Annotated in this window: 12 protein-coding genes, 1 pseudogene and 2 riboswitches; of the genes and pseudogenes, 3 read left to right on the top strand and 10 right to left on the bottom strand. The window is 37.8% G+C overall.

The genetic code is table 11. From position 1 onward, the window contains the following. Window positions 1-399, bottom strand: a pseudogene (mtnW, locus tag BALCAV_RS11565) (2,3-diketo-5-methylthiopentyl-1-phosphate enolase); the annotation flags it as partial. A gap of 106 nt (window positions 400-505) precedes the next feature. Further along, window positions 506-609: riboswitch (SAM riboswitch) on the bottom strand. 1164 nt (window positions 610-1773) lie between these two features. Continuing rightward, a riboswitch (SAM riboswitch) is annotated at window positions 1774-1876 on the top strand. A gap of 82 nt (window positions 1877-1958) precedes the next feature. Between mtnW and mtnK the strand changes: the two are divergent. Together mtnK and mtnA are read left to right on the top strand one after the other, a co-directional pair. Next, window positions 1959-3176: an S-methyl-5-thioribose kinase gene (gene mtnK, locus BALCAV_RS11555; protein ID WP_004428019.1), complete on the top strand. Its 1218-nt coding sequence runs from the start codon at window positions 1959-1961 to the stop codon at window positions 3174-3176. Beyond that, window positions 3173-4228, top strand: a complete 1056-nt coding sequence (mtnA, locus tag BALCAV_RS11550) for an S-methyl-5-thioribose-1-phosphate isomerase (RefSeq protein ID WP_004428022.1) — start codon at window positions 3173-3175, stop codon at window positions 4226-4228. The genes mtnK and mtnA overlap by 4 nt, the downstream gene beginning before the upstream one ends. Window positions 4229-4329: 101 nt before the next feature. On the opposite strand, the gene BALCAV_RS11545 is transcribed toward mtnA, so the two are convergent. The 8 genes from BALCAV_RS11545 to BALCAV_RS11510 form a co-directional block, all read right to left on the bottom strand. After that, on the bottom strand, window positions 4330-4788 hold the full coding sequence (locus tag BALCAV_RS11545; RefSeq protein WP_004428024.1) for a GNAT family N-acetyltransferase: 459 nt from the start codon (window positions 4786-4788) through the stop codon (window positions 4330-4332). Window positions 4789-4802: 14 nt separating this feature from the next. After that, on the bottom strand, window positions 4803-5516 hold the full coding sequence (locus BALCAV_RS11540; protein ID WP_004428028.1) for a GntR family transcriptional regulator: 714 nt from the start codon (window positions 5514-5516) through the stop codon (window positions 4803-4805). A 7-nt stretch (window positions 5517-5523) separates the two neighbouring features. Next, the gene (locus BALCAV_RS11535) at window positions 5524-6537 is read right to left on the bottom strand and encodes a sugar kinase (protein WP_004428030.1); all 1014 of its coding nucleotides are present in this window, start codon (window positions 6535-6537) and stop codon (window positions 5524-5526) included. Further along, entirely contained in the window at window positions 6530-7279 is a 750-nt protein-coding gene (dagF, locus tag BALCAV_RS11530; protein WP_004428032.1) for a 2-dehydro-3-deoxy-phosphogluconate aldolase, read from the bottom strand. Before dagF ends, BALCAV_RS11535 begins: the two co-directional genes overlap by 8 nt. After that, entirely contained in the window at window positions 7266-8384 is a 1119-nt protein-coding gene (locus BALCAV_RS11525; protein WP_004428033.1) for a DgaE family pyridoxal phosphate-dependent ammonia lyase, read from the bottom strand. The genes dagF and BALCAV_RS11525 overlap by 14 nt, the downstream gene beginning before the upstream one ends. Then, complete coding sequence (locus tag BALCAV_RS11520; RefSeq protein ID WP_004428034.1) at window positions 8338-9459, bottom strand: amidohydrolase/deacetylase family metallohydrolase; 1122 nt, start codon at window positions 9457-9459, stop codon at window positions 8338-8340. The genes BALCAV_RS11525 and BALCAV_RS11520 overlap by 47 nt, the downstream gene beginning before the upstream one ends. 144 nt (window positions 9460-9603) lie before the next feature. Continuing rightward, on the bottom strand, window positions 9604-10152 hold the full coding sequence (locus tag BALCAV_RS11515) for a DUF2179 domain-containing protein (RefSeq protein ID WP_004428035.1): 549 nt from the start codon (window positions 10150-10152) through the stop codon (window positions 9604-9606). A 268-nt stretch (window positions 10153-10420) separates the two neighbouring features. After that, window positions 10421-10945, bottom strand: coding sequence for a PTS sugar transporter subunit IIA (locus tag BALCAV_RS11510; RefSeq protein ID WP_004428036.1), 525 nt, complete (start codon window positions 10943-10945; stop codon window positions 10421-10423). A 202-nt stretch (window positions 10946-11147) separates the two neighbouring features. Between BALCAV_RS11510 and BALCAV_RS21645 the strand changes: the two genes are divergently transcribed. After that, complete coding sequence (locus tag BALCAV_RS21645; RefSeq protein WP_081939266.1) at window positions 11148-11240, top strand: YjcZ family sporulation protein; 93 nt, start codon at window positions 11148-11150, stop codon at window positions 11238-11240. Between the two features lie 303 nt (window positions 11241-11543). Here the strand turns inward: BALCAV_RS21645 and BALCAV_RS11505 are convergent, their stop codons facing one another. After that, window positions 11544-11813: a holin gene (locus tag BALCAV_RS11505; RefSeq protein WP_004428037.1), complete on the bottom strand. Its 270-nt coding sequence runs from the start codon at window positions 11811-11813 to the stop codon at window positions 11544-11546. Window positions 11814-11977 lie beyond the last annotated feature (164 nt).

Genomic DNA, 11977 nt, shown 5'->3' with positions numbered 1-11977 from the left:
TCGATTTTGAACGCCAACAATTTCTCGTACCCCTTCAATCCCATATTTCGGACCGGGAAAATAGGTTTTTAAGTCATGAGAAAAATCTAAATCTATTAATTTAACTTTCCCATCTAATGATAGCTTGCCAAAAGTTGTCGTTAATACAGCCGGTAAATCAGCACTAAAGTTCGCACTCGGATAAGTGATCGTAACGAGCCCTTTTTTCCCATACTTTTCATCACTTGGCAATTCCTCGACCCGTTCAACATAACCTTTATGAGCTTTTAGCTGTTCTTGTTCAAGACTCGGTAAGTTCGTCCATGAGCCAACAGTTAATCCTAGTGCAATCCCTTCTGCTTTTTTCTCTAACTGGCCTTTTGGATCATATATTTGATATGTTGCGGTTACATAGCTCATGTATTATTCCCTCTCTCTTTTCCCAAATCATAGCTTTTTTCTATAAGATCACTAACACAAAAAACCTCTCCATTATAGATAAGGAGAGGTGAATCATTCATTCACTCTCTCATCTATCAATCGGATGACTGTAAGAATTAGCACCGTGTTTTTTATAAACCGGTTGCCGGGTTTCATAGGGCTCATCCCTCCACCTGCTCTTGATAAGAGATATTTGATTATCTGACCGTTTTAGTCTGAAATATAAATTCCTTGTTCTATATAATGCCAGTCGCCCCATCGAATTGTCAATCTTTTTTTAATATTATTTTTATTCGATCATTAATTTCATTTCCACAGTTTATGATTCACTCTTTTCTCAACTTTCGCATCGAGAAAAACCGTTCAACTAGTTGGCAGAGCGAATAGAAGCTCTTAAACAAATGCCCTTGACACGTTTGAAAAGCGAGAACGCACTATCACACCAAACGGATAAACTGTGCATTAAGAAAATATTATAGACCCTCCGGCTGTCGCTACCAAAACCATACTCCGCGTCCTGCGGGAACCTGGCGAGCCTCCTCGGCAAGCCTTGCGGGGTCTCGCTCCACGGTTTATTCCCGCGGGAGTCTACGTATGGTTTTGTCCGCTAAGTGTAGGGGAGAGGCTTGATGATATGGCCATTCTCAATCAGCTATTTCTAACGCAGAAGGACCTTCTTCTTCACTTTGTTAGTTATGAAAAGACAGGATTCCAATCGAAATAAGCTCGCTAGTCTAGCTAACGTACAGAGCATCAACACGGATTTATTTACAACTGTAACGGAATGAGTCATGGAAGGAGAAAAATCATTCTCAAGCTACTGTATTTTGAAGTATTGTCTGTTTTTTTATTCCATGAGGAGAACCGAACCTAGATTCAATTCTATTATCAAGCGGACAAACAGACACGGAGACTCCCGCAGGAATAAACCGTCCAATGAGACCCCGCAAGCGTGAAACGCTGAGGAGGCTCATGAGGTTCTCGGCAAGGACGCGGAGTGTCTGTTTGGGAGCGATAGCCGAAGGGCATGAAACAAGTAGAACATAAATCACTCCCATGTCTGGTTTCTGTTTGGTAGCGACCACCCAAGCTCTTCATTTTAGTGAACAGTTTCCTTCAACAGCCTACGAAGAGATGTGTTCAGACTGTCAACGATTGAACCGTTCCTGTAAAGTCAATTTGAATCTTGTATCGCCCTAAAGTTAATCACTATCAACAGTTAAGGGTCCATTATACGCTGCGAAAGTTGAGTAATTTTATATACAAAAAAAGCACTTGACGTCATATAACTAAATCGCTTATAGTTATTTTCAAGAATTCTTTTCTATATCTTTTGAAAATTCAACAAAATAACTCTTATCCTGAGTAGGTAGAGGGAATTGGCCCGATGACACCGCAGCAACCGACCTTATTGGCACGGTGCTACATCCAACAGACTATGTCTGATAGATAAGAGAGGCGGATGTCTCACACCTATTCACCTCTTTCTGTCAATCAGAAAGAGGTTTTTTTATTATTTATTAAAGGAGCAATGTGCAATGACCGTTCAAACAAAAAAACAATATGAAGAATTAAACACGAAAACAGCCGTATCTTATTTAATCAATCTTGGCCTTATCAAAACAGACGAAGAAACCACTGTTGCCGAAATCGGAGACGGAAATTTAAACTATGTTTTCCATATTATTAGTCAAACGACAGGACGTTCATTTATTATTAAGCAGGCCCTCCCATACGCGAAAGTTGTGGGTGAAAGTTGGCCGCTCACATTGGATAGAGCTCGAATTGAAGCATCCGCTTTAAAAGAAGCTGCAAAAGTTGTACCTGAATTAGTACCAAAAGTCTTTCATTTAGATCCCGATTTAGCGTTAACGGTTATGGAGGATTTAAGCCATTTAACAATTTTAAGAGCTGGATTAATTGCAGGAAACCAATACCCTCTTGTTGCAGAACATATTGGTAAATACTTAGCTCATACCCTTTTTACAACATCAACCTTTGGCATAAATCCACAAGCAGCCAAAAAATTAGCTGTTACATATTCGAACCCTGAGTTATGTAAAATAACAGAAGATCTTGTATTCACTGATCCTTATTTCAATTGCGAAACGAATAATTTTGAGGAACACTTAACACCCCGAGTGCACGAGCTTTGGCAAGATAAAGAACTAAAAAAAGAAGTCGCAAAATTAAAACATCTTTTCCTTACAAAGTCTGAAACCTTAATTCATGGCGATTTACATACAGGGAGTATTTTTGTATCTGAAACCGAAACAAAAGTCATCGATCCAGAGTTTTCATTTTACGGACCATTTGGTTTTGACATTGGTGCCTTTTTAGCCAATCTTATTATGAACTTAATCGCTCAAGAAGGACATCAACAAGATTCAGAACAAAAAGAAGATTTACAGAACTATTTACTTGATACTATTGAAAAAACATGGGATATTTTTACTAGTGAGTTTAAAAAGCTTTGGTTAGCAAAATCAATTGAACCCTTTTCTGAATTAGAAGGGTATGTCGAGGAGGTTTTAACTGATATTTGGCAGGATGCACTTGGTTTTACTGGTTGCAAAATGATTCGTCGGATGATCGGCTTAGCCCATGTTCTTGATGTCGATAGCATCGAATCAGCCGAAATTCGTTTACGTGTACAAACGAGCATCATTAACCTTGGTCGTAAACTCATCTTAGAGAGAAAACAAATTGGGGGAGTTTTAGAACTTGTCTCAACCGTGGAGGGAGCCTACTCATGACCATACAATCCGTTGAATGGAAAAATGATGCCATTGTCATTCTTGATCAACAGCAACTACCTAATGAGATCATTTATGAACACTTAACAACAATAGAACATGTCTGGGAAAGCATTACGTATTTAAAAGTGAGAGGAGCCCCCGCCATCGGCATCGTCGCGGCTTTTGGATTAGCTTTATGGGCACGCTCCAAACAATCCAATCATTTAGAACTTTTTTTAGATGAATTTGAAAAACAAAGAGATTATTTAGCTAGTAGCAGACCAACCGCTGTCAATCTTTTTTGGGCTATTGATCGTATCGTTAAAAAGGTGAAAAGAGCGCAAAGTGTTGCAGAAGCAAAAGATTTAGCTGTTGCTGAAGCACTAGCAATTCAAAAAGAGGATGTCCAAACATGCCGACGTATTGGTGAAAATGGTTTATCTTTACTAAAAGATGGCAATACCGTGATGACAATTTGTAATGCAGGAGCGATTGCTACCGCAAAATATGGCACAGCCCTTGCTCCGTTTTATTTAGCAAAGGAAAAAGGTTTGACATTAAAAGCATTTGCTTGTGAAACAAGACCCGTCTTACAAGGCTCTCGTTTAACAGCTTGGGAATTGCAGCAACTAGGTGTTGATGTGACCCTCATTACGGATAGTATGGCTGCCCATACGTTAAAAACGAAGGAAATCAATGCCGTGATCGTGGGGGCAGACCGAATCGCAGCAAACGGCGATACCGCGAACAAAATTGGAACATATGGCTTAGCCTTACTCGCAAAAGCTCACGACATTCCGTTTTACGTTGCCGCACCATTTTCGACTATTGATCTCAATACATTAACCGGTGATGATATTCCGATTGAAGAAAGAGCAGCCGAGGAAATTACTCATCTCCAAGGAAAAGCCATTGCTCCAGCTGCTACTAAAGTATTTAATCCGGCTTTTGACGTCACACCATCAGAATTAATTACGGGGATTATTACCGAATATGGCGTTGTCAGAGGAGATTATCAAACGGAATTAACAAGATTATATTCCAATGAGATTGAGACTTTACAAGTTTAATAAACTGACAAATAAAGAGAGGCGATACTAGGGTAATCTCCCATTCGTATCGCCTTTTTTTCGTATACAGCACTTATATGAGCTGGAAATCCCCTAGAACCCTACTTAAGCATTCCCACATAGATGCCATTATTTGAACCTGGTATTTCAATAGCCCCTACTGCTTTTTTATAAAAATCAACGGGGCCTGCTCCACCAATAATAGCATAAGCATAGCCGATCCGTTTCATCTCATCTAAACTTTGAATGAGCAATTGCAAACCAATCCCTCGCCCGCGAGCTGATTCTGCGACACCAGTTGGTCCAAAGAAATTTAAAGCTGTTACATTAAAACAAGCAAACCCAACAATCTTTTCCCCCTCTACCGCAATAAAGCAAGAAGACGGCGTTTGAGCTAATGCAACATCCACTTCACTTGCCCATTGTTCTGAGAAATTGGTCCTCACCCAATTCATGACAATATGCTTTTCAGGTGGCAGTGGTTTCCGAATCTTCCAAGTTTGATTGTTTGACTGTTCAAGCTCTGGTAATGAATAAAGTGGCACTAATAAATCTCCCATTTTCGCCTCCAAATTTACGCATCGTAATTTACAACATATAATTGTAAATTCGTATTATAATAACCTTCACTGAATTCAGTTACTTCACCGTCTTCATCCATGGAATACCTCAAACGTTTTAATAAAGGTGTATCCACAACAATTTCTAATAATGCAGCAATATGAGTTGGTGATTGACAAACGGCAAATTCATCTCGGAATTTATCTAAAACAAGCTCATGCTCCGCTAATAATTCATAGAGTGATTGATCGTTTAAATCAGCCTCATCAAAGTCTGCTAACTCAATCGATAAAAAGTGAGTGAAATGAATATAGGGCGTATTATCTAAATAATACAATCGCTCTACTCTTACACATTCTTTCCCAAATAACCGATGTGGTTCTGAACCAATTTCATTTTGAACAATTTCTGATTTTAATACCTTTTTCTTTATTCTATGCCCTTTTTCTACTAAAACCTCCGTAAAACGTTTCCCTTTTGAAAGTTTTGAGGCAGAGGTGTTACGAATCACCTTAGTTCCTTTTCCACTCTTTTTTTCCAAATATCCTTCTTGTACTAGTTCCTTGATCGCATTTCGTACCGTAATTTTACTCACATCAAACTCTTCTTCTAATTGAATTTCTGAAGGGATATTCTCGCCAATTGGGTATACACCATGTAAAATACGATCCTTAATCACATTCCTAATTTGTAAGTATAATGGTCCTTTTTTTCTACTAATATTCATTTCTTCTCTACCTTTCTACATCGCCCACCGACTCTGACATGATTTGAAAAATATCATATTCAGAAGACATCGGCGTATCACCAACTATTGAATGGGCTATCATCCCTGCTGTAGTTGCAAAAGCAACGGTCTTATCTGGTGAAAAGCCTTTATAGTAACCATGGATAATTCCACTTGTAAAGGCGTCGCCACTTCCAATTCTGTCGTGAACAGCAAACGTTAATGTTTTAGAAAAAGTCATCGATTGCTCTAAGTACATAAAACCAGTAAGAGAATGGCTATTATCTCCATGTATTTCTCGGTGCGTACCGGCAATTAATTCAATATCATACAGAGCGGCCACTTTTGGTATTAATTCACATAGCTGGTCTTTCCGTTCTGAGTGAATTGTCTCCATTCCTAAAATGGAGAAAGCATCTCTTTCATTCATCATAACAAGATCCGCCAAAGAAAGCATCTTTTCATAGTAGTTTTTTGCCTTTTTATAACCATTTTCACCCCACAAAGAAGCACGATAATTACAATCAAAGATAACCTTTCCACCAGCTTGTTTAACAGCGGTTGCTAAAAGGATGACTTGTTCTCTAACTTGTTCATTCATAGCTAATGTAATCCCACAAAAATGAATCAGGTCGATTTCCTTTATGATGTTCTCAACATCATAATCTTCCATTCTTCCTTTGTTGAAGGAACTATCAAGTCGATTTGTATAAGTAACACGACTCGGTCTGGCCCCAAAACCCTTTTCTAAAAAATAGATTCCTAGATAGTCTCCCCCTCTGACCACATATTGAGTTTGAATACCAAGTTTTTGTAAATAGGACTTAGCTGCTTCACCAACTGCATTCAAAGGCAATTTTGAAACAAGGAAACCATGATGTCCAAAATTGGTTAAAGCTGATACAACATTAACTCCAGTACCAGAGAAAGACATTTCTAAATTATTTGCTTGTTTTAACAGTTGCAGATCAGGTGTTTGTAAGCGCATCATCACTTCCCCAAAAGCCGCTACTTTAATCATGCTCGGCAACCACCCTTTTTGTTATCTCTAACAATCTCTTCACATCTTCCACATTCGTTTCGCCTGTGTTTGGATCAATAATAGAAGAATACACGTGTGGAATGACTTTTTCTACCTTCTCTTCTAAAGCAATTGATAAAATTTCTTCATAATTATTTAAATCAATTCCTCCCGTCGGTTCAAGGCATAGCCTTTCTTTAGCACAAGCTTTGGCAACAGCTCGAAATTCTTCCTTTGTAGACAATCCTTTCATTGGGAAGTATTTTAATGCATGTCCCCCCATATCTTTCACTAGTGCAATCGCCGCTTCAACAGGAACGATCGCCGCCTCATCAGCTGCTGCACTATGAGGTCCCGTCGATATATTTACATAACCAACTTTTCCGGTTGGCGAAACGAGGCTATTAATCCAACTCGGTTCACATAGATTAGCAGAGGTCATACCTACTGCAGGAAATACTTGGTTAATGTGACTTCCCCCATACTGTTTGACGATTTCAGCAACAACAGCTGCTTGACGATTATCACCCGCACCTAGGCCAATTGAGACCGCATCATCAATTGCTTGCCCATATTTTTTCATATCGATAACCGCTTCTTCAACCGTTGGGTAGTTTTTGGAAAGCACACCGACTACAACAAATCCAGCTGCAGCATCAAAAACGGCTTTTGCATTTTCGATATTATTTGCTAGTACATTTAGGGCTACACGCTCTTTATAAAATCGTTTATTTATTTTCATACTTATTTCCCCCTAAAATCTCACTCAATCGCTCCACTAAAACAGGCACATCATCATCTTGAAAAGAGCGTGGATCTAAGTCAAAAAAGCCTTGCTTCGCTCCATAATCACGGGTGTAAATAGCTACTTCTCCATTTTTTAATTGATCGATAACTTCAAGCGCTGTAAATTCACTTTCCTTAGGGTTCACCTTTAGTCTCGCTCGATAAATCGCTCTTCCTGCTTCATCTTGAACGATGCTTACAGATACACCTGTTATTTGATTTAAAGCTAGTAGTGGTTGCAAACTTTCTTTTTCCTCATGACTCCTGTCGGTTTTATTTTTGTACTCACTTAACGCTTGTAACAAACCAAAAATAGACTCCTTGCCAACCTTCATACTTCTTCCAATACCAGACATTTGAACTTGAACCCACGCTATAAACTCTTTTTTTCCCGCAACAATGCCAGACGTCGGGCCCTCTATAGCTTTTGAGCCGCTAAAAATCGCAATGTCTGCACAACGAACATATTTATGTAAGTCTTCTTCAGCCGCAGCATCGACGATTAACGGCAACTGAAGTTCTTTCGCGATTTCAGCCACCTCTAAAACAGAAAGCATGTTTTTCTGGACTGCATGATGGGATTGAACATACATAATAGCTACGGTATTCTCTGTGACAGCCTCAACAATATGTTCCTTTTTTCCTTCGTTTGCGTACCCGACTTCAATCATTTTACCACCACCAAGGGCAATCATTGTCTCAACAGGTGCTCCGTAATGAACATTATGCCCTTTAAACAAAATCACTTCATTTTGTTCATTTTTCTCTTGGTGGAGCTTTTCACTTTTTCGTTTATTGCCTTTAGTAACAAGGGCAGCAACAGAAAGAGCGATTCCACTCGAAGCAGAATTAACGATGAGCGCCGCTTCTGCTCCAATAAGTTCCGCTGTATATGCCCCTGATTTTTTGTTTAATTCAGACATTTCAGCGTACTTTTGTCCCCCTTGTTTCATCGCTTCCATGACCGTATCTGTCGGGGCCGAAACGCCTAATATACTCATTCGACCACTTGCATTAATGACTCGTTTTAGTCCGTACTTCGCATGGATAGTACTCCCCATTGACAACCACCCCTTTGGCAACAATTTCTTCTAAACCGATTCTCACTTCCCCTTGTGAGTCGATTAATTCAACTGGTCCATTTACAAGTGAAAATAAAGTTAAATGAGCTTTATCACCAACTTGAATTCGACCTAATTCAGGACGATTTAGCCATGTTGCAGCCTGAATAGTCACGCCATCGACGACTTCTTGCAAGGAGTATCCAAGAGCGATAAACTTTGTCATCACTTTTGCAAGACTAAATACTGGACCCTCTAATCGATTTTGACGATAAATATCAGAGCTTATCGTCTGAAACTGAATTCCTGCCCTTTTCGCAAATTCAGCCACTTTAAAAGAAAAGCTTGCTCCACCATGTCCAACATCTAGATGGACTCCTTTATCAACCGCTTCCATTAGTAATGGCAAAGGTCGACCGTGCTCATCGAACAAATTATTATCTTTTCCGTTTAAAAAATGGGTTAAAATATCCTTTTTTTCTAAATGTAATAAGATGTCTTCTATCTTAGGAGGACCAGAACCTATATGAACCATTAATGATAAATGATTTTCTTTTGCTATTTCTCTTGCAACTAAAAGCGGCTCAATTCCATTTTCACAGACGACACTTTGACTCATCCGTGCTTTTAAACCAACGATTATCTCTTTATATTTTGTAATCATTAGTCTTGCCTTTTCACGATCAATCCAAGCTAAATTAGATAATTCATCCTTTCGACTTAAACCAATACTAGAGATATTTAAAAACGCCAAAACATTCGTTTTCGCTTCACTCACTTGTTCGTAAAAGTCATCAAAACGATCTGCCCCACAGCTTCCGGCATCAATAATCGTTGCAACCCCCTGTTTAATCCCAACCTCATCAGCTACATCACCGTATGGGTCAAATTCAGAAAAAGCATGAACATGCATATCAATCCAACCACTTGATACATAGCAACCATGACATGGGATACATTCTCCTTGTGCTGTATTTGCCTCTGTTAGTTCTACAATATATCCTTGCTCAATGACGATATCTAATCTTTTTCCATTTAGCATTTGTACATCTTGTAATACGAATCGTCTCTCCATCTACTCACCCTTTTCACTGGACAAAATCCCACTCATAAAAATATAACATTATAATGTTAAGTTAGCATAGTTATTGCTGTCTGTAAATATAACATTATAATGTTTATGAGATTTCATGAAAAAAGTTTTAAAAATAAAAATTATTTATGACTGCTTTGACTTTTTCAAAAACTTCTCACGACGAGATTTCATCGCTTTTGTTATATATCCACCTTTAAAATTACGTGGTTCAAAGGAAACGATAAAGGCACTTGGTTCATACTCACTAACAATCTTAATAAATTCCTTCTCACGGTCTCTTCTAGCTGTACAAGCTAATAAATAGCGAATTGAGTTCATTCCTTCTACCTCTGAAGTGGATACACTAAAACCTACTTCCCGAAGGCGGTGAACGAGCTTATCGTTTCGATTCATAATATTAACTTCAAGTGTCACATAACCAATAGCCAATTTCTCTTCAATTATTGCTCCTATATATAAACCAACCCCAAAACCGACGGCATAGGCAATCATATTTAAATAATTTGATAAATCAGCAAAGACCAAACCTAAAGCAACAACGTAAACAGCTCCTTCTAATATCCCCACCGCTGCTGCTTTCTCTTTCATTCCTTTAACCATCATAATTGTACGAACAGTTAAAATCGGCACATACAATAACTGGACAATCAAAATAATTAATGCACTAACCACCAGTAATAACCACCTTTCTAATTCGCTTCAGAATACTTTGTTGTTTGACAAAATCTTTTTCAAGAGTACTAGAAATTGAAGTGATTGACTATCTTTTTTTTATGGAATTTCTATTTATTTTTTCTTGCTTATTTTATACAGCTTTTAATGCTCTTACTATCCTAATCCAGGTGGTTTAAAAACAATTATAAAAAAGAACAGGTGCTGCAAAACACAACATCTGTTCCATTTTTGTCTGAATGGCTCATGAACCATTATAATCCACCGATTATACTTCAATTGTGATTACTTTTGTGTTTCCGGCCTCAACTTGAGTAGTAGAGATGGTTTGCACACTTTTTAAATCTTCTTGGTTCGTAATCACAATTGGTGTTAATGTACTATTTGCCTTTTCAGTGACAAGTTTTAAATCAAAATCGATCAAAGCATCGCCGACTTCTACAGCATCTCCTTCTTTTACATGTGCCGTAAAACCCTCACCATTCATTTTGACCGTTTCAAGACCAATATGGATGAGGACCTCTACACCTTCATCTGTTTTAATACCTACTGCATGTTTTGTTGGAAATACTTGAACAATGGAACCTTTTACAGGTGAAACAACTTGTCCATCACTCGGTTCAATCGCAATTCCATCCCCCATCATTTTTTGTGAAAAAGTTGGATCAGGAACATCTTCAATTTTCACATAAGCACCTGACAATGGAGCAAATATCTCCACATTCATTGCCTTCTTTGACTCATTATTTTTCTTATTTTCCTTTTTATCCAAACCAAATAATTTCTTTAACATTTTTATACACCTCTTTAAACTCATTTTCCCTCCAATTATAACATGTATATACAAGCATTTCATCGAAGAGCTTTTGATTATCTTTTCCCAAAATGACGTCGCAATGAAACATTAATTTCATGAGATTGATGACATATGCCCAAACCAATTGAACTTATGACCATACACTGTAGGGAAGAGTTTAGAAAGGAGCTGAAAGATAATGGGTTACGGTTTTGAAGGTGGATTCGGATTTACATTTATCGTTGTCTTATTCATTCTTTTAGTCATTGTAGGCTCTGCTTACATCGGCTAATAAAAAAGTGAGTGAAACCGGCCCTATATTTATAGGGTCTTTATTTTTTTCTTTCACAAAAAAAAGACCCTCATAAAATGACTGAGGAGTTTCAATACGTTTACTTATTATGATCCAACGACTAAAAGAAAAAATAAATAAAGGACGAACCAAAAAGGTGCACTTAATAATGTTGCCCAAAAGAAACCAATCATTGTTCCTTGAGCTATATCCAAAGAAATCACTCCTTTTAGGATTTGTCTTTTTATTATATTTGACTTTTGTAAAGGGAGTATAAATTCAATGCAAACATTAAATATAGATTTATTCCTTTTGCTCCCGCGTATGTCCTTTCCTGTCATTACCAATTTCAAACAGACCAGTAGCAGATAAACCAGCAATTCCACCAGCCCATAATCGTAGAGCCAAATCTAAATCGGTAAAAGGATAAGCAAGTGCACCAATGACTAAACCAACGATAAAAGATAAGACGGGAATATAATTTTTCGGTATCGTCACCGTTTTTTTGATCAACTCAATCATCGCTAAAATAATCGGGCTTAAGATCGTTGCGAAAATCAAAATCGTCTCCATTGCTTCACCTCATTTATTTTTATTTGGACAAGCTTATTTAAAATCATATGTTGACTGAGACTTTTTCATCACATTTTTTATACTTCCTTTAAAACATTTATGAATTTTCTTATTACTCTTTTTATTTTAGTAGATGCAAAAAAACCTTTTCTTGTCACAGCATT

The sequence above is a fragment of the Alkalihalobacillus alcalophilus ATCC 27647 = CGMCC 1.3604 genome (assembly GCF_000292245.2).
Lineage (GTDB): Bacteria > Bacillota > Bacilli > Bacillales > Bacillaceae_D > Alkalihalobacillus > Alkalihalobacillus alcalophilus.
Note: the sequence above shows the minus strand (reverse complement) of the source record. Positions and strands in the feature narration are given on the sequence as shown.

Bases quoted from the DNA above. Each gene is read 5' to 3' on its own strand.
- mtnK (WP_004428019.1), top strand. From the start codon at position 1,959: ATGACCGTTCAAACAAAAAAACAATATGAAGAATTAAACACGAAAACA.
- mtnA (WP_004428022.1), top strand. From the start codon at position 3,173: ATGACCATACAATCCGTTGAATGGAAAAATGATGCCATTGTCATTCTT.
- BALCAV_RS11545 (WP_004428024.1), bottom strand. From the start codon at position 4,788: ATGGGAGATTTATTAGTGCCACTTTATTCATTACCAGAGCTTGAACAG.
- BALCAV_RS11540 (WP_004428028.1), bottom strand. From the start codon at position 5,516: ATGAATATTAGTAGAAAAAAAGGACCATTATACTTACAAATTAGGAAT.
- BALCAV_RS11535 (WP_004428030.1), bottom strand. From the start codon at position 6,537: ATGATTAAAGTAGCGGCTTTTGGGGAAGTGATGATGCGCTTACAAACA.
- dagF (WP_004428032.1), bottom strand. From the start codon at position 7,279: ATGAAAATAAATAAACGATTTTATAAAGAGCGTGTAGCCCTAAATGTA.
- BALCAV_RS11525 (WP_004428033.1), bottom strand. From the start codon at position 8,384: ATGGGGAGTACTATCCATGCGAAGTACGGACTAAAACGAGTCATTAAT.
- BALCAV_RS11520 (WP_004428034.1), bottom strand. From the start codon at position 9,459: ATGGAGAGACGATTCGTATTACAAGATGTACAAATGCTAAATGGAAAA.
- BALCAV_RS11510 (WP_004428036.1), bottom strand. From the start codon at position 10,945: ATGTTAAAGAAATTATTTGGTTTGGATAAAAAGGAAAATAAGAAAAAT.
- BALCAV_RS21645 (WP_081939266.1), top strand. From the start codon at position 11,148: ATGGGTTACGGTTTTGAAGGTGGATTCGGATTTACATTTATCGTTGTC.
- BALCAV_RS11505 (WP_004428037.1), bottom strand. From the start codon at position 11,813: ATGGAGACGATTTTGATTTTCGCAACGATCTTAAGCCCGATTATTTTA.